Here is a 23,778-nt window from a genome sequence, read left to right on the forward strand (position 1 = left end):
GCAAAATGAACTATGCACAAAGAATAGCAAAGTATTCAATGTAACACGTTGGTAAGCCGTATGCCTTAATAGGGCACGTACGGTTTGATAAGGGGGGAGCCTTGTGAAAGGTTTCCCTACTTTATTACAGTTTAAATGAACTTTTCAATGAAACAATCCGATTGAAAACAAGTTTTTCTTCGGTCGTATGTTTTGGGTCGACATTGAAGTACCCGTGACGGAAGAATTGGAATTTATCTTGTGGCTTCGCATCCTTCATATTCGGTTCAATAAATCCTTGAAGAATCTCTATTGAATTTTCATTTACACGATCAAGGAAGTTTTTCCCTTCATTCTCTTCCTCTTCAGAGTTGGAATCGAGAATGAGCGGCTCATATAGACGGAATTCAGCTGGTAATGCTTGGGAGGCATCTACCCAATGCAAGGTCCCTTTTACTTTACGCCCCGTAAAACCTGTGCCACTCTTTGTTTCTGGGTCATATGTGCAATGAAGTTCCACGACATTTCCGTTTTCATCTTTAATTACTTCTTCGCATTTTATGAAATAAGCATGTTTTAAGCGCACTTCATTCCCAGGGAATAAACGGAAGTATTTTTTTGGCGGGTTTTCCATGAAGTCATCTTGTTCAACATAAATTTCACGTGAAAACGGAATTTGCCTTTTTCCAAGTTCAGGGTTCTCGGAATTATTTTCTGCTTCTAGCCATTCCACTTGCCCTTCAGGGTAATTAGTAATGACGATTTTCAATGGTTTTAATATCCCCATTGTTCTTGGTGCTTTTAATTTAAGATCTTCACGAACAAAATGCTCAAGCATTTGGGCGTCAACTGTTGAAAAAGCTTTGGAAACTCCTGCTGCAGCGACGAACTCGCGAATCGATTCAGGAGTATAACCGCGCCTTCTAAGGCCGGAAATAGTTGGTAAACGGGGGTCATCCCATCCATCCACATACCTTTCATCAACAAGCTGTTTAAGTTTGCGCTTACTCATAACAGTATTTGTAAGGTTTAATCGCGCAAATTCAATCTGTTGTGGAACGTTTTCCATTTCGCATTCAGCAACAACCCAATCATAAAAAGGACGTTGATCTTCAAACTCAGTTGTACAAATCGAATGAGTTACGCCTTCAATCGCATCCTCTAACGGATGTGCGAAAGAATACATAGGATAGATGCACCATTTGTCACCAGTGTTATGGTGTGTTGCATGAGCAATTCGATAAATAACAGGATCACGTAAATTCACATTCGGAGAAGCCATATCGATTTTCGCACGAAGTACTTTCTCGCCGGTTCCGAACTCACCATTACGCATTCTTTCAAAAAGGTCTAAGTTTTCTTCAATCGACCGGTTCCGATACGGGCTTTCTTTCCCTGGTTCAGTCAGTGTCCCCCGATAGTTGCGGATTTCATCTGCTGAAAGGTCATCGACATATGCTTTTCCTTTTTTGATTAAAAGGGCAGCTCGATTATACATTTCCTCAAAATAATCCGATGCAAAGCGTAAATTGTCCCATTCATACCCAAGCCAAGCGACATCCTCTTTAATCGCATCAACATATTCACGATCTTCTTTTAACGGGTTTGTATCATCAAATCTTAAGTTGGTTTTTCCATTGAATTCATCGGCAAGTCCAAAATTAATCACGATTGATTTCGCATGACCGATGTGTAGATACCCATTTGGTTCTGGAGGAAATCGAGTGACAACCTTGTCGCGCTTTCCAGATTCTAGGTCTCCTTTAATAATGGTTTTAATAAAGTTAGAATTCTCTTCCAATCCGTATCAGCCTTTCTGAGTTTTTTTATGTAAATATATTTTCTTCATTATACTATAGAATTATATACTATTTATGAATGGAGGATAAAGACAAGACTTCATCAGAAAAGCATTTTAAAATATAAATGCTTTCCATAATCAAAGTTTCTTAAACATTTTGGACATCTTCTGTTATTTTTATTATAGAGCGATGGTTGTAAAGTACGTTAAAAGACTAACAGGGAGGAAGGCAAAATTGAATTTTCAGCAGGCAGAAACATTAACGGGAAAACTAGAATTAATGGAGCGCTTAGCAACAAAGTTTCAAGAGCGAGCGTCAAATGTTGAGGGAGAAGGACAATTTCCTTTTGAAAATATCGATGATCTGAAAAATTCTAATTATACAAGGTTAACTGTACCTAAAAAATATGGTGGCTCTGAAATTTCCTTATATGAACTCGTTCGTCTTCAAGAAAAGTTGGCTGAAGGAGATGGCTCAACGGCACTCTCAATAGGATGGCATATGGGCATCATTAAAAATTTACATGAGAAAAGCCTGTGGCAAGAGGAAATTTTTCAGGCAATCTGCCAAGAAGCGTTAAAAGGTGCCCTTCTCAATAGTGCAGCAAGTGAAGCGCAGACTGGAAGCCCTACTAGAGGGGGGAGGCCGCAAACGACTGCAAGGAAAGACGGAGATACCTGGGTGATTACTGGTCGAAAGACTTTTACGACGATGGCTCCAGTTCTCGACTACTTCATTGTTAGTGCTGGCATTGAAGAAAGTGAAGAAACGGGTTATTTTCTTATTCCACGGTCTAGTTTGGGATTGAGAATTGAAGAAACATGGGATAGTGTCGCAATGCAAGGAACAGGGAGTCATGATTTAGTGCTTGAACAAGTAAGGGTGAAGGACGAGTATTATGTTGAAACGATTATTCCAGGGAAGAAACAAGCGAATGGCTGGCTCCTACATATACCAGCTTGTTATTTAGGTATTGCTGGTGCTGCTCAAAAATATGCGATCCAGTTTGCAAAAACGTATTCTCCTAACAGTATTCAAGGAACAATTATAGATATTCCTGCTGTCCGCCAAAAAATTGGTGAAATGGAATTGGAATTAATGAAAGCTCGTCATTTTCTTTATGCTGTTGCAAAGGACTGGGATGGGATGAGCGAGGAAGAAAGGGGGCAAATGGGTGCAGAATTAGGGGCGGTAAAAATGGCTGCCACAAATAGCGCGATAAAGGTTGTTGATTTGGCAATGAGAGTGGTTGGTGCGCGCAGTCTGTCTAGACAAAATCCACTACAGCGTTATTACCGAGATGTCAGGGCTGGACTTCATAACCCTCCAATGGATGATATGACCATAGAAATGCTCGCTAAAAACGCGATTCAATCTAAGTAAATAGATCTTTCTGCGAAAAGTGTCTCTTTTGAGGCGCTTTTTCTCATTTTGCAAATGTCTTTAATTTTCTGAAAATTCGTGATAATATTTAGAAAAACGAAATAGAATTTTTATTGATTCGATTTTTAAGGATAAAAAATTGTACGGAATGAGATGAGTTGGTTGAAAGAAGATAAAGAAAGATTATGGACTAAATCTTTTATTTTACTAATGATAGGGAACTTATTCACGTTCATGTCTTTTCAAATGTTAATCCCAACTTTACCCCCTTATATTAAATCTGTTGGGGCAACAGGAACGGAAATTGGGCTAGTTACGGCATTGTTTTCAATTGGGGCGATTATCAGTCGTCCAATCATTGGGTATTTACTAGAGTATAGAGATCGAAAGCCACTCGTTTTTCTAGGGGCGGGTGCGTTATTTTTGCTTACACTCCTCTATCCAATTTCACAAATAATCATGGTTTTTCTCTTATTTCGTTTGTTACACGGGTTAGCATGGGGATGGTCAACAACGGTAATGGGAACCGCAGCTGTGGATATCATCCCTCGTTCGCGCCTTGGTGAGGGGATGGGATACTTCGGTCTATCGATTACAATCGGGATGATTATCGCCCCGAGTATTGGAATTGTTTTATTTCAATACACATCATTTACAAATTTTATTTTGATTTCGTCTGGTTTAGGAGCAATCGCATTTGTGTTATTGATGTCAGTAGGCTACCAAACACCTGAACTCGTAAAACAAACAAAAAAGGAAGATTTAAAGTTTTCATACTTTAGATCAACATTCGAAAAATCATGTTGGTTTCCTGCAACTGTTACACTTTTGATTTGTCTTGGTTATGGGACAATTGTTACATTTATCGTCATTTTTGGTGAAGAAAGAGGAATTACGGAAATCTATTTATATTATCTTGCTAATGCTATATTTGCGACCATTTCAAGACCAATTGCAGGGAAATGGTTTGACTTAAAAGGCCCAAAAGGGCTTGTGGTCGTAATGACGGCAGTTACTTTTATAGGTATGTGGATTCTTTCTTTTGCTCATTCTAGCCTTATGTTGGCGGTTGCCGGTGCCATAATTGGTATTGGTTTTGGAAGCTTGATGCCAACTCTACAATCGTGGACTGTTTCAGAAACGACTGTGAATCGACGGGGAGTGGGTACTGGAATGTTTATGTCAGCGCTTGATTTTGGGCTTGGATTTAGTGGTTTAGTGTTTGGGATGATGCTCTCCTTTTTTGATATAGGGAGAATTTTTCAAATATCAAGTTTGTTTTTGGTTCTTTCCATTATACTAACTTTAGTTGTGAGCAGAAAAAAATCTGCTTCTACAAAGCAACAAATCGCTGCCGAATCCCATCGTTAAAAGAATGAATTCTTTAAAGATGGAGAAACTTTTAATAAAGTTATTGCTACATAAAGGATTGGAGGTAGGAGGTTTGTGGGAAAAGATAAAGACGAAGAAAAGGTAACGATTCGCACAAATGATGTTTTACGAGGAAAACCTTATCTTGATATTGACCGGGTCATACCTGAAGATACTAAAATTAGTGGTAAGCAAGAGTCTAATAATTGGTAATTTTCGTTTTAAGAGGTGGCATACAACACCTCTTTTTTGTGTTTATTTTTCGGATATTCCCCTTATTGATTGAATGATGTTAATGGTATATTCTGATAGAGAATAGAATACATATATGTCCGTTAAATGGAGAGCGAAATGAAAAATCGTGAACAAATTTATGAGATTATTGATGTTTGTCTGTTAGCAGGGAGAATTATGCTTCAAAGTGGTGCGGAAACATACCGAGTTGAGGATACGATGATGCGAATGGCAAAGGCTTTAGGAATTGAGCAAACTCATAGCTATGTGACTCCGACTGGCATTATGTTTTCGGCAGATGGATCACGACCTGAGACAACTAGGCTCGTCAGAATTTCCGAGCGGACGACAGATTTGAAAAAAGTAGCCCTCGTTAATGATGTTTCCCGCAGGATTAGCAGTGGACAAATCGACATTCAAGAAGCCAACAGGCAATTAAAAGCAATTGAATCCTCACAATTAATATATCCGCTATGGATTCAAGTCGTTGCTGCTGCAATAGCAAGCAGCTGTTTCGTGATTATGTTCCGCGGGAGTTGGGCTGATTTTCTGCCAGCAATGATTGCTGGCGGTTCGGGATTCTTTTGTTTTGTAATCTTTCATCGATTTGTACCTGTTAAGTTTTTTGCTGAATTTTTAGCATCGGTTATTATCGGGAGTATATCTTATCTTTTTGTGGTACTAGGATTAGGATATGAACTTGATAAAATTATTATCGGAGCAGTTATGCCACTTGTCCCAGGTCTATTAATTACAAATGCTGTGAGGGATTTGATAGCTGGACATCTCGTTTCAGGGCTATCAAAAGGAGCAGAAGCATTTTTAACTGCATTCGCGATTGGATCAGGAATTGCTGTCGTGTTATCGACCTTATAGGGGGAGTTTTTGGATGATCTATTGGGAACAGCTAGTAACGAGTTTTATTGCTTCCGCTGCATTCGGAGTTATATTTAATGCGCCACGGGAATCACTTGTAAATTGCGGTTTGTCAGGGATGTTTGGTTGGATTCTATACTTTTTTTTGACTAATCAAGGGTTTAGTCCAATAGTAGGAACCTTAGCTGCATCATTTTTAATTGCTTTTATTAGTCAAATGTTTGCGAAACATTATAAGATGCCGATGATTATCTTTAGTGTTGCCGGAATTATTCCACTTGTTCCCGGTGGTCTTGCTTATGATACGATGAGAAATATTGTTGAGAACAATTATAATACTGCAGTTTCACTAGGGGTAAGAGCGATGATGATATCGGGGGCGATTGCTGTTGGTTTAGTGTTTTCTGAAGTCATTAACCATGTATTTCGCAAACCTAGCATTCACAGCCATAAATAACATGGCTCTCTTTGTTTTGAGTTCCTGTCGAAGTTTCGTGTCATCCAAAAGAGGTTATCACTACTGTGATGTTGTTATTCGACTTAAAAGGTGAAAATATAATCATTTCTCGGGAAATAGTGACAAAGTTTTAGAATAGGAAAAAAAGAGCGCTCTTCATTTTAATTACGAAGAGCGCTCTTTTTATAGTCGAACAATCGTTCTTCCTCTATTCTCACCTTTTAGGATCGAAGATAATGTTTCAGGGAGTTCGTCTAAAGTTATTTCTCTTTTAATTTCTTCTAGTAATTCCTCTTGTTTAAGATCGGAGGCCATGCGTTTCCAAATCGTTTTTCTCGTTTCCATCGGGCAGTATACCGAATCAATTCCAAGTAAGTTGATTCCACGAAGGATGAAAGGGAAAACGGTAGTCGCGACATCGGTCCCACCAGTTAAACCACTCACGGCAACCGACCCATTATAATTAATTTTGCTAAGTAGTGCTCTTAATGTCGTGCCTCCGACGGGGTCAATTGCGGCAGCCCAAAGTTGTTTGTCAAGTGGACGGTATTTTTCACCGAATACCTCATCCCTCGAAATCACTTCTGCAGCACCGATTTTCTTTAAGTAGTTGTACTCTGTTTCTTTCCCAGTACTTGCAACGACATGATACCCAAGTTTTGCAAGCATAGAGACGGCAATACTTCCAACTCCCCCCGTAGCACCAGTAACAAGGACTTTCCCTTTTTCTGGTTTTAAACCATTTTCTTCTAGCCTATGGATCGATAGAGCAGCTGTAAATCCAGCTGTTCCCAATATCATTGATTGTTCTAATGATAGTCCGTCTGGAAGTGGGATAAGACATTCTGATGGTATTCGTGCATATTCACTATATCCACCAGTGTGGGAGACTCCAATTTCATAGCTAGTAGCAATAACAGAATCACCTTCTTTGTAACGAGGATCATCTGATTGAACAACCGTGCCTGCGAGGTCAATACCAGGAATGAATGGGTAAGATTGGACGATTTTTCCCTCTGGTATCGAAGCAAGTCCGTCTTTGTAATTAACGCTTGAATAGGCAACTTTTATCATTATATTCCCTGGAGATAAATCATTAATTGTAACCGTTTTTATTTCAGCTGTGTATGTGTTCTCCGTTTTGTCCACTACAAACGCTTTAAAATGCTTCTTCAAATGTATCCCTCCTTCTATGTTTAAGTATAGGGGAGTTCTAATGTTAATTCTAGGAAAATACCCCAATTGTAAACCTGATGTAAAAAGTAAAAGTTTTAAAAAACCTCAGGTGTGACGTACTTCACATACGCAGGATTCGCCCTTCAATTAGTATTTAATTATTAAACGAGAACCGCGAATATAAAGAAGGGTGAGTGAGGGAAAGAGTAGAGAATGAATTTGTCGCTGCCGGCTGTCACAAAAAGTTCACAGATACCTCGTTGATAAACACTATTCACAAAGTGTTTACATTTAAAACAAACACACTTTATTGTCGCGTGATATGATTTTTTTCGAACTCATGAAACTCATAGGGAGGTAACAAATATGTTCAAGTTGGAGAAATCTTTTTACTCCAAAACGAGTATGTATTCTTTTTTTACGATATTAATCTTGTTCTTTTTAATGTGGGTGTCCACAGCAAAATTTCTTCACATTGATATAGCTTTGCTAGGGTATATGATTGGTAGTGCTGTTTTTGCCATTGGCCTTGTGATTCGGATGTGCTTCTGGATCATTCGCACAGCTACGAATCGGGTCGCTTCACGCAGTGTAAAAAATCTATTTACGAAAGAACGCATGAAGCGTAATGCAAAATCAATTGGAAAAACATTAATTGATAATATTCTATTGCAAAAGTTTATTTTTAAGCGTGGCTTATACCGTGGAATTCAACACATTATGATTTCGTGGGGATGTATTATCTCATTTGCGTTTACATTTGGCCTCACATTTGGATGGTTTCGCTTTGATTTAGTCAATCCAGATACGTATCAAATGGTTGCCTTTAATATTCCGCTAATTAATATGGCCGCAGACGGTTGGCTTGCGGAAATTTTCTATAACCTTCTTAATATCGGTGCAGTAATGGTATTAATTGGGGTTGGGATGGCATTATACCGTAGATTTAAAGATTACGATGTAAAAGTGACTCAGCGTTTTGAGTTTGACTTATTGCCTTTATATATTTTGTTAGCCGTTACCGCAACAGGGTTGGCGTTAACTGTTTCATATAAATTCCTTGATGGTTGGATGCACCCATATATTTCTTTAGTCCACCAAGTTACCGTAGTCATTATGTTAGTGTATTTTCCATTCGGGAAGTTATTCCATGTTCCGATTAGACCGCTCGCAACAGCTGTACCGATAAGTTATCAAGAGACACTGCAAGTGGATACAAAATCTTGTAAAAGCTGTCATCAACTATATAGCAATGACGATCAAATTGCCGATGTTCAAGCAATCTTAAAAGCGCAAAGCTTTGATTTACAACTTGCTGATGGCACGTATCTATCAGACTATTGCCCTTCATGCAGACGTCGGATGAGAGCATTAAAACAAATGAATATGGAGGCGCCGCAAGGAAATCCTTACGGACCAGTAAATACAAATAATGGAATTCATATGTCAGGTTTCGGAAAGAAACGTTCAGAAGAATATTACGGGTTAAATGATGAAATGGAAAAAGATATACAGGAGGGAAAAGAATATGAGTCAGTTTCTCGTTAAAGAAGGCGTTAAAAATCAGATTCGTAAAGGCGAAAAATTAGTGACGACCCATTGCTGTTATTGTGGGATGCAATGTGGGATGCATATTCGCGTTGATGAAAAAACCAATAAGGTTGTAGGCGTAGAACCACGTTATGACTGGGTATTAACAAAAGGGAAAATGTGTCCAAAAGGGGTAACTGCTTATCAGACGGTTGATCATCCAGACCGTATTAAACGCCCATTAATTAAGAAAAACGGTCAATTTGTTGAATCAACTTGGGAAGAAGCACTTGACCTAATTGAGCGTAAATTTAAAGAAATTCAAGGGAATTATGGAAAAGATTCAGTTGGTGTGTACGGTGGCGTTTCAATGACTAATGAAAAATGCTACTTAGTCGGAAAATATGCACGCGTAGGACTTGGGACGCGATATGTTGACTATAATGGCCGCTATTGCATGAGTTCTGCTGCCGGTGGCTTTAACAAAACTCTAGGGATGGACCGCGGTTCAACGATTCCTTGGACAGAGCTTGAGCATACCGATTGTTTCTTTATGTCCGGAACGAATACAGCTGAATGTCATCCAACAAGTATTCAATGGTTCTGGAAGGCAAAGGACAAAGGGGCAAAAATCATTGTTGCAGACCCTCGTGAAACGGCAACTGCTCGTGTAGCTGATGTTCATTTGGACCTTCTTCCTGGGACAGATACAGCATTAGCAAACGGAATCATGCACTTATTGATAAAGCATGATTATGTTGATTATGAATATGTTCAAGAGCGTTGTAATAATTTTGCAGAATTAAAAGAGGTCACAGCAAAATTTACACCAGAATATACATCTGAAATTACCGGAGTAGCTGTTGAGAAAATAATTAAGGCTGCACATATTTTTGGGAAATCACCACGGTCTGTTGTAATGTTCGCTCGTGGGGTAGAACAACAAAGAACTGGCGTTGACAATGTAAGTTTATATACATCAATGGCATTGCTACGAGGACAAATTGGTAAATTTGCTTCAGGTGTAGCAACATTCACTGGTCAAGGAAACGGCCAAGGCGGACGTGAGCATGGGCAGAAAGCAGATGCTCTACCTGGTTACCGGAAAATCAATGATCCAAAGCATGTTGAGTATGTTTCAAATGTTTGGGGCATTAAGCCTGAAGAAATGCCGAAAGAAGGCGTTTCAGCTTACGAAATGTTTAGTTTAATGGAACAAAAAACAATTCGTGCCTTGCATGTTATTTGTTCGAATCCAGTCGTTTCTTCACCAAATATAAATTTTGTAACGAAAGCACTTAAGGATCTCGATTTCCTTGTAGTGAACGATTTCTTCCTTTCTGAAACGGCAGAGTTGGCAGATGTCGTTTTACCAGCAACAACATGGGCTGAAGATGAAGGAACAACAACGAATACTGAAGGTCGTGTGATTCGAATTCGTAAAGTTGTAGAACCGCTAGGGGAATCAAAACCTGATTGGGAAATCATTAAATTGATTGCTGAGCGAATGGGCAAAGGTAGCTACTTCCCTTATAACGAACCGCGAGAAATCTTTAATGAGCTTCGCGTAGCATCTAAAGGTGGAAAAGCTGACTACTACGGTGTTACTTATGAAAAAATTGATGAACAAGATGGCGTTTTCTGGCCAGCGCCTACGGAGGATTCGAAAGGGTCTCCGAGTATTTTTCAGGACAAGTTCGCAACAGAGGATGGAAAAGCGAATCTCGCTGTTTGTGATTATATCGGACCAGCAGAAGTGAAATCGAAGGAGTATCCGTTATGGTTAACAACAGGGCGTGTCGTATTCCACTATCTATCCGGAAACCAAACGAGACGTGTAGGATTCCTAATGGAGCAATGTCCAGAGCCGTTTGTTGAAATGCATCCGGAATTAGCAAGCCAATACCAAGTGGAAAATGGCGAAAAAGTGAAGCTAGTTACACCTCGTGGTGAAATGGTTACGCCAGTGAAAATAACGAAAGCGATTCGCAAAGATGTGCTGTTTGTCCCATACCACTGGGGGAAAGAACAATCAGTCAATCAGTTAACAAATCCGGCACTAGATCCAACTTCACGGATGCCTGAATTTAAAGTTTGTGCGGTTAAGCTAGAAAAACTTGCGAAATAAGGGGGAACGGTGATAATGAATAAAATTATGTATCTGGAATTTGAACGATGTATCGGATGCCGCGCCTGTCAGGCTGCTTGCCGTGAATGCGGAGATCATGATGCGAAGGAACGAAATTATGTAGAATATGTCGATTTCACAGAATCACGTCAGACATTCCCGATGCTTTGCATGCAATGTAAAGATCCGGCATGTGCCCGTGTTTGCCCAGCAAATGCAATTCAAATTACAGATGAAGGTGTTGTTCTTTCAGCAATGGAAGAAAAATGTATCGGATGCCGTAATTGTACATTTGGCTGTCCATTTGGGATTCCAAAATTCGATTTTGAAACAAATAAGATGTATAAATGCGATATGTGCTACGACAGAACAAGGGATGACATCCCGCCAATGTGTGCGTCAGTTTGTCCAAGTGAGGCAATCAGGTTTATCGATTTTGATGAAATGCAGCAATTAAGAAGAAGACGGACGCAAATGAACCTTGTGGAAGGGAAAAAGCCACAAGAAGGTAATAAGTGGGAATATGTGCCGGAATTCTTCGGAGTATACACTGACTCGAATTCGTAAATTGCATGTACCTTCCTGTTTGACAAGAGGGAAGGGAACAATTCATTCGGAAAGAGGTTGCGAATCATTCAGAAGGAAGAGAATTCTTTTACTTAAAATGTTCAATCAATAGAGCCAAGTGAACAATAGGAGCTGGTCCAGTTTGAGCGCTAAGTTCTTTAGGGCCAGCTTTTTCTTAAATCCATAGCACTTCAGAGGTTTCCCTTTTAAATAAAGAATGATGGATACATTAAGGTTTATACTAACCTTTAACATAGAAAAGGTTCACTTGAACTTAGTGTGAAGAGTTAAAATGATGTTGAAAATGGGGTGCATTATATGTTGAAAGGCAATGTCCTCGCTGTTACGAGTGGCAAAGGAGGAGTTGGTAAATCCTCGCTGTCTGTTAACCTTGCTCTTGGTCTTCAAAAATTGGGTAAATCGGTAGCAATTATTGATTTAGATATATATGGATTTAGTGTTCCGAAAATCTTAAATATTGATTTTAAACCGAAAACGTTTAATGGAAAAATCATTCCTGTGGAAACGCAAGGGATTAAAGTGATGTCGATGGGCTTTTTAGTAAACGGGAATGACCCGATTGTATGGCGCGGACCAATGCTCGGAAAGATGATTGAGCATTTTACAAAAGACGTGCTTTGGGGGGAACTTGATTATTTTATCCTAGATATGCCGCCAGGAACCGGAGATGTCGCACTTGATATGCATTTAATGATTCCTGAGAGTAAAGAAATCGTCGTGACAACACCACATAAAACCGCAGCCTTTGTCGCTGAACGTGCTGGAACGATGGCGATTAAAAGCAATCATGAGGTAATCGGTGTCGTAGAGAATATGTCCTATTTTACACCGCCAGGAAGCAATGAAAAATATTATATTTTTGGAAAAGGTGGAGGAGAAGAACTAGCATCTCAACTACAGGTTGAATTGCTAGGGCAACTCCCAATTCAGGAACCTGATGAAAGTTCAGAAACTCCTGCGATTGCGAGTGAGGGATCTCCATTGCAAATAGAATATTTGAATCTTGCGCGTAAAATTGAATCTAAATTCAATACCGATTAAATAGATAAAGGAAAAATTTTAGCAGTAGAAACTGGAGGGTTCAGGAATGACGGAGAATAAGAAAAATCAAAACCATCCATCCGAAGACCAAGATATGATAAAGTTGGTCGATAATTTAAATAGAAAAGATGATGTTAATCTTAACAGACGTGCCTTTCTTAAAGCTTCCTTTGGAACAACGGTTGCAATTGGCCTTGCTACAACCCCGTTTGGTGTGTTGTCTGCTATGGGGAAAAATGAAGATGGATCGGAGAAAATAGCGATTGCTGATGCGGATGAACTAGCCCTAGGAGAAGCGAAAAACTTTAATTATCCTTCAGAGGATGAGACGGCAGTTTTAGTAAGAACGCCTGATGATAAATATGTGGCCTACAATAATAAGTGTACTCATTTACAATGTCCTGTTTTTTATGAACATAAAGACAATGTCTTACTATGTCCCTGCCATAAAGGGTACTTTGATGTAAATAACGGCCATCCAGTTTCAGGACCGCCTCAGCGAGAATTGCCGAAGATACTCGTTGAGGTTCAAGATGGTAAAGTTTATGCCGTTGGAAGGGAGTATCGTCATAGTGAGTAAAAAGCGTGCTTCCTTCCTATCGATTTTCTTATTTCTGGCCGTCAATGTAGTTGCCCTTGCCTTCGTTATTGAAGGCTACTTTGGGAGAGAGTATGATCATGTTTATACGTTTATGATTGTTGCTCTTATTTCTACTGCATTGGCAACGATTGCTTTTTTTATTTGGAAGAAGGAAGAGTATAAAAGCTAAGTGATAAGCGAATGTTAAGAGAAAAAGGAGGCTTGATTTAATGGGCTCCCATTCTCATGAAAAAGAAAAAATTGAAAATGTTCTTAAGAATTCAATTGAAGTTGAAGAGGATTTAATGCGTACCTATTTAATAACAGCGGAACGAGTACATGAAGATGATGAATTAAAAGAGCGACTGCAAAACTTCGCAGAAGGAAATGCGAAGCGAACAAAGCAATTGCTCGATGAATTAAAATTAAAGAAGTAAAAAAATCGGGGCTTAGCTCCGATTTTTTTATTGTGGGAAGTCAACCAAATAAGTTCGTCGGTTCAATCAATAAGTTTTTTCCTTTAAATGTTTTCTCGCCAAAGGTCGTAATCAGTGTAATCGATGTAAGCCGAAAAGGATCGGAGTTAATCTGATACTCAGCAAGTAATCCATTGCCAAGCTCTTCTTCCTCCTCATTTTTAACTATTACATTTTGACCTTCAAGTGTCCGGAGCTTTGCTTTCATCAGAAACGCTTTCCATGGCTCCCAATTTTTAATTAAATAAGCTTTTTCTCCAGTTTCAAGATAACCAAGTTGACAACCTGATTCATCGATTAAAACCCCTTCAGAATCCGCAATCGGTAAAATCAATTCTCTGATTATTTCATATTCAGCCATATCAAGTTGTGGGTGAATTTGAAAGACGACTTCCCCTTGTTGATGTTGGATCGTTGCTAATTTTTTTTCATGATAGATAATTGAATTTCCTTTTATATATTCTGATTTGACCTTTTCATTTTCGAGTCCTTTTATAATTAATGTAAGCATTTTAGATCTCCTTTGTCTATTTAGGCAAGCATGCACTGAGATGTAACCTTTTTAGTATACAATATGAGCTATATATACACAGTACAAACATGAAAAAAGTGGTTATTGCCCCCGTAAACAACCGGGGGAGTTCGTATTTATTATGTAACCATTCGCTATATTACAGATAAATTTGTTTTTGTTACAGAAAAGCAAGTAAAACGACATTTTTCGCGTTAGGAAGTCTGATAGAATACAATAAGGTATAATTTGTCATAGAAAGAATTACAGTACATGAGTTAAAAAGAATGAAAATAATATGTCGGAGGATGCCATATGAATGTAGAACATCAGTTAATTAACAAGGCGTACTTTGAAAAGTATATGGAAGAGTCTACTAGCAGTCCTGTCCAAACACTTGGGGAGCTTTATCTTGAGGAAAATAAAAATGACATTGCTGATTTTAGCTATATTCGGTTTGCACAAGGAGAAGTTTATTTTCACCACAAGGACTTCGAAGCAGCGATTTTTAAATGGGAAAATATTCAAAATGAATTAGCTCCATGGGCAAAAAAGAATATGGCAGACGCCTACATCGAGCTAGGTTTATTGGAAACAGCAGAGGGGATTTATCAATCAATCGAGACTGATAGCCCAACATTGAGGATTGAAACGAACTTACAATTATTGACAATCTACATTGAGCAAGGCAAGCGGGAAAAAGCGAAAAAAGTGATTAACGAGGCGGTCGCTCTTAACCCTGATTATCCGGAAATCACGGAAATAGCCCGGCAGTTATTTGAGGAGCATGAAGATTGGGATGAGGCCGTTCGTTTAGCTACGGGAGAAGCCGTTCGTACGGGAGTGAATCAATGGTATACCACTTTGAAAACGTATATTGATGAAGGATATACGGCTGAAAAAGAGCCAGCGTATTTTAATGATGTGTTGGCTTCTCTATTTTCAATTGAACACCAAAGGTTTGAAAGTCTGGTTGGATCCTTGTGGAATAGCTATAAAGGACGGACTAATTTTTATGATTGGCTTATAAATTTCAATCGTCTTTTCCGTGGAATGGAGACTAGTCGCCACGATTTGTGGAAAGAACTGCCTCGATTATATGAAGAATCTTATTTTGATTTGATTAATGGTTCACATTTAATCAAAGAAATCTCAGCGATGATTCCTGAACATTTAATGAATTGGTTAAAAGTCGCGAAATCATCTACTTCTTTAGTTGCTTCTTCATCAGTTATGGCTTGGAATGAAATGTTTCCAACAACCCTTCCTGCTGAAGTGGTTCGCCATGCAGAAGAATTAATTTTAACTGGACAGCATTACGATACGGCTAAGGAAGATAGTTTACAACTGTTCGATGCCGTTCGGAAATGGGCAGTGGATAATGGAATGGACCCTGGGAATATGATGAAGTGGCATGTTGAAGAGTTAGCCAATGATAGGAATCAGCATTTGCTTTTAGTTGGCTTATTAGATAGCGGGAAAGCTGATTTCATTAATCAGTTCCTTGGGGAAACGTGGCTGAAGGAGTCAACCTCTAGTGTCGTTACCTTTAAATATGACACTGAAACGGTAATTCATGAAATAACAGATACGGATGTAACTGAAATCGAAAATTACGAACAATTCCAGGAAGCGATTGGCACTAGTAGAAAAAATCATAATCATGAGATGATTGTGGATGTGAAATTGCCTAATAACTTGTTGAAAGAAATGGAAGTTACGATAATTGATACACCAAGTATTCTTCATAAAAATGTAGAGAAAAATCTTGTAAATCAATATGTCCATTTAGCTGATAGCTTGCTATTTTTCTTGAATATGAATCAGCCGCTAACAGAAAAAGAGAAAGAGATTTTAAAACAAGTAAGCATACAGGCACCGAATCTTCCTGTTCACTTTATCCTTATAAACAAAGAGTCTCTTTTGAACGATCAAGAAATGAATGAAGGATACGAGAAAACAAAGACAAGGGTTCGAACTTATTATCCGAATGCACAACTACTGACGTTTCAATTGACGGATAATCATCATCAGCAACGAAAGCATTTTTCTGATTTCATTACTTCTGCATTTGATAAAGATAAGCATCGTGAGAGGAAAATTGTAAAACTTCAGCATTTTGTAGGTCGGTCGATTCATTATTTGCTAGATAAAAGAATCGAAATGGAAAATAACTTAGTTGAAACGATGCGCTGGAATGAAGAAATGGTATCAAAGTTAAATGGAGCTATTAATCAAGTTCAAGACCTCGAAGAAGAGAAGAAAAAGTCGATTAAAAACGCCTATGAAGATCAGAAAAACGAAGTGAAACAAGAGATGCTTGAAGAAATTCCGAAATTATTACGTGGAACTTCTGAGTTAATTAAGGAAGACAGCGACTTTGGCAAGCTTCATTTAAAATTAAATGAAGAGATGAATCAGCGAGTACAAAATTATTTGGAACAGTCTGTTTTGAAGAAGTTATATTCTTCCCTTCAGTGTTGGATTGAAAATTCTCAGGATGAGTTTAATCAAGCTCAATTTACATTAGATGAAATGAGTGCTGGATTTAATACGATGTATGGAGAAGAGCGTATTAAACAAGAATGCGATTTTAAAGTGCTGGAGGATTGGCGCCGAGATGCGGATCGCATGACAAATGGTATTTCATTAGAGGAATACAATTTCCTTTTGCGGTTTACTCCTGCTCAATTTTTCTTAAAGAGCGCTGGGAAATTGCTTGCTGTTTTGCCGAAGAATAATGCCCTGCTATATAATAAATATAAGTCCTATTTGGAAAATGAAGATTATCATGATTCGGCTAAAATGATTACCGAGAAATTCTTTAAGCAGTTTGAGCTGTTTGAGAAATCCATAGTACGGGATATTAACTTGTTTTTTAGAAATCCGCTTCACATTTTAAGAGATGCGGTGAAGGAAGCTGAACAGCAGATTCAAGTGAGTAAAGAGGAACTTGAAGTAATGAGAATCAAACCAGAACGATATCGTGATCCATTAAACCTTTTCGAAGTGAAACTACGTCAATATGAGTGGATGGCAGCAGCTGGGAGAAATGAATAAAAGTAAGTAAGTAGGAATTCAGTTCCTCAAGCTTATCAGCAAAAAAAACCCCTCGTTTGTTCAATCAAACGAGGGGGTTTTCGTTCAGTACTACCTTCTCGACGGCTCGTCTTAAGCTTGTCGCTCCTGAACGAGGTTTCGCTTTTCCTTAACGAATTTAGGGTGGCGATGAACCGTGCCGATTAAAAGCAAGCCGCTAAGTAATAACAAGGCGCTTGTAACGAAGAATACAGATGAAATTCCATACCAACCTGATAAAAAGCCCCCTAAGAGTGGACCAACGATATTACCTAAGAATCTAAGACTCGTATTGTAACCTAGTACCTCGCCTTGCATTTCAACTGGGGCTTCCTGACGGATGTAAGCAACTTGGACTGGAATAATCCCGCCAATTGCAAGGCCTAGTATGAATCGGATTGTAATGAGTTGCCATATATTTGTAACAAATGCTCCAGGTAAATAGATAATCGCGGAGAGAATTAATAGAAAGATTAAGATTTTGACATAGCCAATTTGATCAGCTAAAGTCCCCCATTTTCTTGTCATCAATAAATTCCCTAACCCGGCTGCAGAAAAGGCCAGCCCAGAGAACAATGCGATGTTCTCTAAACCATGTAGTTCTGCCACATAAAGGGAGAGAATCGGTTGAATACTAAAGTGAGCCACTTGGACAAGCGCGGTCATGAGCATGACATTTAGTAGAATCGGATTTTTTAAGATATGACGCCAAACCTCTTTCCGGCTAAAGCTTTTCTTTGTCTTCCCAGAAATGCCAATGCGGTATTCTTTTACAGTAAAAACAAGGATTGCTGAAAGGAGAATGAAAGAAGAGGTTGATTGGAAAGTCGCTGCATAGCCGATTGAATCAGCTAAAACCCCGCCAATCATCGGTCCAAATAAAGCACCAGTAACACTACCAGTTTGCAAGGTTCCTAGAACTTTTCCGGCTGTCTCTTTAGGTGTTTGTGTTGAAATGAACGCTTGAGAAACAGGAATAAAGCCAGAAAAGAACCCCATCAACATTCTTAATATAAATAGCTCCCAAACAGAAGTAGCAAATCCAAGTGAAAATAAGGATAAGGACATACCTATGCCCATAAAAATCATAATCTTTTTCCGCCCATATTTATCCCCCATCCGTCCTATGATTGGGGAAAATAGTAGTGCAGTTACGAAAGTCACACCAAATGTAATTCCAGCCCATTTTTGTACATATTGGTCTGAAAAATCTCCGAATGAATCAATGTATAGGGAAAGGAAAGGCATAACCATAGTCATACTTCCTGCTACAAAAAAGTTTGCGAACCACATGATCAATAAATTATGTTTACCAGTTTGTTGCGCAACCATAAGGCACACACTTCTTTCTAAATTATTTCGCCTTCCTAAATAGTATAACAAAAATATTGAAAAATTAGAACTGTTCAAGCTTCCGATCCTAAAGGTGGAAGGTGCATTAGGAGTGGAATGCTCTTTTAAGTTGACGATATCTTGTAAAAAGAAAAGGAATCATGTAACGTAGGGATGGAATTAGTACATTCTTTTTTTATGAATTTTCGCTATAATTAAATAGTTATTTTAAAAGTATGAATAAAAGGAATAGGGGTATGGGAAATGAGGAAAATTGTATTGCTTTTGATGTTTTTAGTGATGGGTATTATGGTGGCTTGTGGAAATGACGGACAAAGCTCTCAACAAGATATTGAATTACCCGCTTTATTAGAGGTGGATTTAAGGTTACCGGAAGAAAAGCTTGAGCCAGGTGTAGAAGTCTTGCTTGAAGCCTATGTCTCTCAAGGAGGAGAAGCGGTTGAGGATGCAAATTATGTAAGGTTTGAAACTTTAAAGCAAGGAGACGAACAATCGGTTCAGATTGATGGAGAACACCAAGGGGACGGTATTTATACGGCAAATATGGAGTTTGCCGATGAAGGGGTATATTCTATAACTGCTCATGTCACAGCAAGAGATATGCATAATATGCCAACAAAGGAATTGGTAATTGGCGATCCGGTACAGACAGACGATGAACAAGCTGAATCAGATCATGAAGATGAGGAACATTAATTGTTAATGGGCCAAGTACATTCAAGTTGTGCTTGGTTTTTTTTAATGGAAAGAAAGTTATGACCTAGGGCGCGGTAAGTACCTGATAGATCCTGCAAGCAACTTTGATACATCAGTTGAATTCCTCCAATAAAAAAGGAAGGAGAAATATTTTCCTAGTCCTTCTCATATGTTTATATAGATGCGATTCTGAATACTAGGAGGAGCAGAAATGGACGTATTTGTTAGGCGTGGGGATACGCTCTGGCATTATAGCCAGATTTTTAACATTACACTGCAATTAATTCTTGACTCAAATCGGGATATTCAGCCTGGAAACTTAGCAGTTGGTCAACGTATTCGGATTCCAGGGTTTGTAGCGGTTGATTATCGTGTTCAACCAGGTGATACTTTATGGAACATTGCTACTAGGCGCCACTTGCCACAAGACGCTTTATTTTTAGTTAATCCAGAAATTAATCCTTATAGCCTTCAAGTTGGAGAGGCGATTAAAGTGCCACAACGGATTACATGGAGGCTCGTTAAAGGAAAACAGGAATATGATTACAGCACGATGATGACCGACTTGGCTCGCTTGGAACGGGTGTACCCATTTATTCATTTGCCGAATATCGGTCATTCTGTATTAGGGCAAAGCATTCGTGAAGTAGTCATTGGCAACGGGCCAAAGAGAGTTCATTATAATGGTTCCTTTCATGGAAATGAATGGATAACAACGCCAATTATTATGACTTTTTTGAATGATTATTTACTGGCTCTAACGAACAATACCCCGATTCGTGGGTTGTCAATGCAACGGTTTTATTGGGAGAATATGCTTTCAATCGTTCCAATGGTCAATCCGGATGGAGTTGACCTCGTATTGAACGGACCTCCCGCAGATGATCCATATCGAAGCAGTGTTGTTGAATTGAATTCTGGGAACACTGATTTTACAGGATGGAAAGCGAATATCCGTGGTGTGGATTTAAATGATCAATTTCCAGCTCGCTGGGAATTAGAAAAGGAAAGGAATCAGGTAGGTCCTGGGCCGCGGGATTATGTTGGTGAAACGCCATTAAGCGAGCCAGAAGCAATTGCAATGGCAGAGCTTACGAAGCAGCGTAACTTTACGCGAGTTCTTGCATTCCATACACAAGGTGAAGTGATTTATTGGGGATTTGAAAGCTTGGAGCCAGCCGAATCAGAACAAATGGTGCAAGAGTTTGGCCGTGTAAGTGGCTATGAGCCGATAAAAACGATTGAAAGTTACGCCGGCTATAAAGATTGGTTCATTCAGGAATGGCGTCGCCCAGGATTTACCGTTGAACTTGGTTTCGGTGTTAACCCGCTTCCGCTATCACAGTTTGATGAAATCTATCAAGAATCACTCGGGATCTTCTTGGCCGGGTTATATATGTAATCATGTTTCGAAACGATTATTGAAATGGTTAAGTCTAGGATTTTTTCATGCTAGGCTTTTTTTTTGCCATTTTTATCGGAAAACGGTTTTCAATTACACCTTGTTAAAGTCTTGTAGTAATTAATCCATGAAAGTGTGGGCTGATACGATAAAAAGAAACTAAAAAAACAAAAAATTACCACTAATATTAGTTGGTAATTTAGATTAAAGGTAAGATTGTTCTTTTTTATGATATTGATACGCTACGATGAGCTTGTCTAACTTCTGACTGTATCTAATGGTGTCGTAGCTATTTAAACCAGTTTCTGCGGCAATTTGAATTAAATTTTCCCTCATTTTATTGATTTTGCTCTCTAATTCCTCTTCAAAAGAAGGCGCCTTAACTCCCATTAAATCTCTCCGTCCGCTTTTTAAGTTTAGTCCGTAAATTAAATGATTCACAAACTCTATTATGCAAAAAATCCCACAAAAATGGAAGTCTTATAATGAAAATAATAATAAAATTTTTTTCCATTTATTGTTTAAATCAAAGACGATATTTGACGTATTTGTGAAACGTTGAGCAACACATAAATAATGTGATAAACTTCACAAAATTATTTTTAAAAAGAAATTACAATCGACACATAGAGAATATACGACGTTAACTACTAGAACATTTTAATAGATATCTTACTAGGAGGTCACAACATGGAAAAGAAAAAATTGGTGATGATAGGCAACGGGATGGCAGGGATTCGGACGGTTGAAGAAATTTTAAAGCTCGCTCCAGAGGCATTTGAAATTACTGTTTTTGGCAATGAACCGTATCCGAACTATAATCGCATCCAACTGTCAACGGTCTTACAAGGGGATACTACGGTTGAAGATATTATTATGAATAGTTGGGATTGGTATAAAGAAAACGGAATTAACTTATACACAGACGAGGCAGTGGTTGAAATCGACTCTGTCAAAAAACAAGTCATTTCTGATAAAGGAAGAAAAGTAGCCTATGATGAATTAATCATTGCGACAGGTTCAAGCTCATTCATTCTGCCTATTCCAGGTGGTGATAAACGAGGTGTTACCGGATTCCGTGATATTCAAGATTGTGAAACAATGATCAAATCAGCGCAGAACTATAAGAAGGCTGCGGTAATTGGTGGTGGTTTACTTGGATTAGAAGCTGCACGTGGCTTATTGAATCTCGGAATGGAAGTGGATGTCATTCATCTTATGCCACACTTAATGGAAAGGCAGTTAGATGAAGTAGCTTCAAGTATGTTGAGAACTGAACTTGAAAATCAAGGAATGAACTTCCTTATGGAAAAGCAGACAACGGAGATTTTAGGTGGAGAGCGTGTAACTGGCTTGCGATTTGCTGATGGCTCAGAAACCGAAGCTGATTTAGTGGTAATGGCTGTCGGAATTAAACCGAATGTCCAGTTAGCTAAAGACAGTGGGATTTATGTCAACCGCGCAATTGTTGTCGATGATTTTATGCAAACAAGTGTAGCGCATATCCATGCAGTTGGTGAATGTGCAGAACATCGGGAAGTTGTATACGGTTTGGTCGCACCATTGTATGAACAAGGGAAAATCCTCGCAGCAAGTTTGTGCGGAGTTGAAACGAGACCGTACGAAGGTTCCTTTGTTGGTACTGGCTTAAAGGTGTCTGGTGTAGATTTGTTTTCAGCTGGAGAAATTGTTGATGATCCTAAAGCAAAAGCTATCAAAGTTCATAATGAATTTGATGGCGTTTATAAAAAGATTGTGATTCGAGATAATCAAATTTCTGGAATTGTTCTTTATGGTGATACGAAGGATAGTTCTAAACTATTTAGGATGTTAGTAAATAAAGAAGATGTGAGTGGAATGACGAGCGTCTCTATTCTTGAGTCAGGTTGCTGTGGTGGTGCTGATTCTAGTGATGTTGCGACAATGTCAAATGAAGAAATTGTTTGTGGTTGTAACGGAGTCACTAAGGGAACGATTGTCGAAGCGATACAAACGAAAGAATTAACAACAGTCGATGAGGTTGGAGGCTGTACAAATGCAGGAAGATCATGTGGACGTTGTAAATCATTAATTTCCGATATTCTCGCACATACACTTGGTGATAAATTTGATGGAGCTGCTAAGAAAACGGCCCTATGTAGTTGTACAACTTTGAGTCGTGATGAAGTCGTTGCTGAAATTAAAGGCAAAGGATTAACGAGTGTTAAGGAAGTCATGTATGTTCTTGATTGGAAACAGGAAGAAGGCTGCTCAAAATGCCGTCCCGCATTGAATTATTACCTCGGGATGATTCTTCAGGAAAAATATGTGGATGATCGCGACTCTCGTCTTGTAAACGAAAAAATGCACGCAAACATTCAAAAGGATGGGACGTACTCTGTCATTCCAAGGATGTACGGAGGAGTAACTTCAGCGAAAGATTTGAAAAAAATCGCTGAGGTCGCAGAAAAGTATGACGTACCGCTTGTAAAACTAACTGGAGGACAGCGAATCGGCTTATATGGGTTAAATAAAGAGGATTTGCCAGCTGTGTGGTCAGCACTTGGAATGGGATCAGGTTATGCTTATGGAAAAACATTGCGTACCGTGAAAACATGTGTTGGTGCTAAGTTCTGCCGTTTTGGTACCCAAGACTCGATGGGACTTGGAATTGAACTAGAGAAAAAATTTGAACGTCTTGATACACCGCATAAAGTTAAAATGGGTGTGTCCGCTTGTCCGAGAAACTGTGCGGAATCAGGTATTAAAGACTTTGGTGTAGTCGGCATTGATGGCGGCTGGGAAATCTATGTTGCAGGGAATGGCGGAACAGATCTCCGGGCTGGTGATTTATTTGCAACAGTAAAAACAAAAGCAGAAGTGATGGAGTTAATCGGTGCATTTTTACAATATTACCGCGAAACAGCGAATTATTTAGAACGTACTTCCACATGGGTTGAACGCGTAGGACTTGATCATGTAAGGGAAGCATTAGCAGACGAAAACACGCGAAAAGCTCTAAATGAAAGACTTGATAAAACAATTGAAAAATACGTTGAGCCTTGGGGCGAAACGATTGAAAGTAAAGAGATTCAAGAGAAATATTACCAAAAGCGCGAACTGCCAGTATTTGTTTAA

Annotated in this window: 21 protein-coding genes; 16 read left to right on the forward strand and 5 right to left on the reverse strand. The window is 38.9% G+C overall.

From position 1 onward, the window contains the following. Nucleotides 1-124 precede the first annotated feature (124 nt). A complete protein-coding gene (locus GNT69_RS22710; RefSeq protein WP_203557279.1) occupies nucleotides 125-1,780 on the reverse strand; it encodes a glutamine--tRNA ligase/YqeY domain fusion protein in 1,656 nt (551 codons plus the stop codon). A 235-nt stretch (nucleotides 1,781-2,015) separates the two neighbouring features. Between GNT69_RS22710 and GNT69_RS22715 the strand changes: the two genes are divergently transcribed. From GNT69_RS22715 to GNT69_RS22735, 5 genes are all read left to right on the forward strand, one after another. After that, the gene (locus tag GNT69_RS22715) at nucleotides 2,016-3,164 is read left to right on the forward strand and encodes an acyl-CoA dehydrogenase family protein (protein WP_203557280.1); all 1,149 of its coding nucleotides are present in this window, start codon (nucleotides 2,016-2,018) and stop codon (nucleotides 3,162-3,164) included. Nucleotides 3,165-3,317: 153 nt separating this feature from the next. Continuing rightward, nucleotides 3,318-4,535 carry an MFS transporter gene (locus tag GNT69_RS22720; RefSeq protein WP_203557281.1) on the forward strand — a complete coding sequence of 406 codons (1,218 nt, stop codon included), beginning with the start codon at nucleotides 3,318-3,320 and terminating at the stop codon, nucleotides 4,533-4,535. Nucleotides 4,536-4,610: 75 nt separating this feature from the next. Beyond that, nucleotides 4,611-4,748, forward strand: coding sequence for a hypothetical protein (locus GNT69_RS22725; protein ID WP_203557282.1), 138 nt, complete (start codon nucleotides 4,611-4,613; stop codon nucleotides 4,746-4,748). Between the two features lie 138 nt (nucleotides 4,749-4,886). Next, nucleotides 4,887-5,645 (forward strand): threonine/serine exporter family protein, encoded by a 759-nt coding sequence (locus GNT69_RS22730; protein WP_239094422.1) that lies wholly within the window; start codon nucleotides 4,887-4,889, stop codon nucleotides 5,643-5,645. 13 nt (nucleotides 5,646-5,658) lie between these two features. Continuing rightward, on the forward strand, nucleotides 5,659-6,102 hold the full coding sequence (locus GNT69_RS22735; protein ID WP_203557284.1) for a threonine/serine exporter family protein: 444 nt from the start codon (nucleotides 5,659-5,661) through the stop codon (nucleotides 6,100-6,102). A gap of 183 nt (nucleotides 6,103-6,285) precedes the next feature. Here GNT69_RS22735 and GNT69_RS22740 read toward each other — a convergent pair whose 3' ends face one another. Next, entirely contained in the window at nucleotides 6,286-7,278 is a 993-nt protein-coding gene (locus GNT69_RS22740; RefSeq protein WP_203557285.1) for an NADPH:quinone oxidoreductase family protein, read from the reverse strand. A gap of 366 nt (nucleotides 7,279-7,644) precedes the next feature. Between GNT69_RS22740 and GNT69_RS22745 the strand changes: the two genes are divergently transcribed. The 7 genes from GNT69_RS22745 to GNT69_RS22775 all read left to right on the forward strand — a co-directional run bounded on the left by GNT69_RS22745 (nucleotide 7,645) and on the right by GNT69_RS22775 (nucleotide 13,582). Beyond that, entirely contained in the window at nucleotides 7,645-8,826 is a 1,182-nt protein-coding gene (locus GNT69_RS22745) for an MFS transporter (protein ID WP_203557286.1), read from the forward strand. Then, nucleotides 8,807-10,936: a formate dehydrogenase subunit alpha gene (gene fdhF, locus GNT69_RS22750; RefSeq protein ID WP_203557287.1), complete on the forward strand. Its 2,130-nt coding sequence runs from the start codon at nucleotides 8,807-8,809 to the stop codon at nucleotides 10,934-10,936. The genes GNT69_RS22745 and fdhF overlap by 20 nt, the downstream gene beginning before the upstream one ends. A 15-nt stretch (nucleotides 10,937-10,951) precedes the next feature. Continuing rightward, complete coding sequence (locus GNT69_RS22755) at nucleotides 10,952-11,503, forward strand: 4Fe-4S dicluster domain-containing protein (RefSeq protein ID WP_203557288.1); 552 nt, start codon at nucleotides 10,952-10,954, stop codon at nucleotides 11,501-11,503. 318 nt (nucleotides 11,504-11,821) lie between these two features. Next, entirely contained in the window at nucleotides 11,822-12,565 is a 744-nt protein-coding gene (locus GNT69_RS22760; protein WP_203557289.1) for an Mrp/NBP35 family ATP-binding protein, read from the forward strand. A gap of 46 nt (nucleotides 12,566-12,611) precedes the next feature. Beyond that, on the forward strand, nucleotides 12,612-13,145 hold the full coding sequence (locus GNT69_RS22765) for a Rieske 2Fe-2S domain-containing protein (protein WP_203557290.1): 534 nt from the start codon (nucleotides 12,612-12,614) through the stop codon (nucleotides 13,143-13,145). Then, a complete protein-coding gene (locus tag GNT69_RS22770) occupies nucleotides 13,138-13,335 on the forward strand; it encodes a hypothetical protein (protein WP_203557291.1) in 198 nt (65 codons plus the stop codon). Before GNT69_RS22765 ends, GNT69_RS22770 begins: the two co-directional genes overlap by 8 nt. 40 nt (nucleotides 13,336-13,375) lie before the next feature. Next, on the forward strand, nucleotides 13,376-13,582 hold the full coding sequence (locus GNT69_RS22775) for a hypothetical protein (protein WP_203557292.1): 207 nt from the start codon (nucleotides 13,376-13,378) through the stop codon (nucleotides 13,580-13,582). Nucleotides 13,583-13,622: 40 nt separating this feature from the next. On the opposite strand, the gene GNT69_RS22780 is transcribed toward GNT69_RS22775, so the two are convergent. Beyond that, nucleotides 13,623-14,132: a hypothetical protein gene (locus GNT69_RS22780; protein WP_203557293.1), complete on the reverse strand. Its 510-nt coding sequence runs from the start codon at nucleotides 14,130-14,132 to the stop codon at nucleotides 13,623-13,625. Nucleotides 14,133-14,447: 315 nt separating this feature from the next. Here GNT69_RS22780 and GNT69_RS22785 point away from each other — a divergent pair, with 315 nt between their 5' ends. Continuing rightward, on the forward strand, nucleotides 14,448-17,192 hold the full coding sequence (locus GNT69_RS22785; RefSeq protein WP_203557294.1) for a dynamin family protein: 2,745 nt from the start codon (nucleotides 14,448-14,450) through the stop codon (nucleotides 17,190-17,192). Nucleotides 17,193-17,303: 111 nt separating this feature from the next. Here the strand turns inward: GNT69_RS22785 and GNT69_RS22790 are convergent, their stop codons facing one another. Then, a complete protein-coding gene (locus tag GNT69_RS22790; protein ID WP_203557295.1) occupies nucleotides 17,304-18,542 on the reverse strand; it encodes an MFS transporter in 1,239 nt (412 codons plus the stop codon). Between the two features lie 264 nt (nucleotides 18,543-18,806). Here GNT69_RS22790 and GNT69_RS22795 point away from each other — a divergent pair, with 264 nt between their 5' ends. Further along, complete coding sequence (locus GNT69_RS22795) at nucleotides 18,807-19,259, forward strand: FixH family protein (protein WP_203557296.1); 453 nt, start codon at nucleotides 18,807-18,809, stop codon at nucleotides 19,257-19,259. A 211-nt stretch (nucleotides 19,260-19,470) separates the two neighbouring features. After that, the gene (locus GNT69_RS22800) at nucleotides 19,471-20,661 is read left to right on the forward strand and encodes a M14 family metallopeptidase (RefSeq protein ID WP_203557297.1); all 1,191 of its coding nucleotides are present in this window, start codon (nucleotides 19,471-19,473) and stop codon (nucleotides 20,659-20,661) included. 204 nt (nucleotides 20,662-20,865) lie between these two features. Here GNT69_RS22800 and GNT69_RS22805 read toward each other — a convergent pair whose 3' ends face one another. Further along, the gene (locus GNT69_RS22805) at nucleotides 20,866-21,051 is read right to left on the reverse strand and encodes an aspartyl-phosphate phosphatase Spo0E family protein (RefSeq protein WP_203557298.1); all 186 of its coding nucleotides are present in this window, start codon (nucleotides 21,049-21,051) and stop codon (nucleotides 20,866-20,868) included. Between the two features lie 300 nt (nucleotides 21,052-21,351). Between GNT69_RS22805 and nirB the strand changes: the two genes are divergently transcribed. Further along, the gene (gene nirB, locus GNT69_RS22810) at nucleotides 21,352-23,778 is read left to right on the forward strand and encodes a nitrite reductase large subunit NirB (protein WP_203557299.1); all 2,427 of its coding nucleotides are present in this window, start codon (nucleotides 21,352-21,354) and stop codon (nucleotides 23,776-23,778) included.

Source organism: Bacillus sp. B15-48 (assembly GCF_016879755.1).
In the GTDB taxonomy this organism is placed as follows: Bacteria; Bacillota; Bacilli; order Bacillales; family Cytobacillaceae; genus Mesobacillus_B.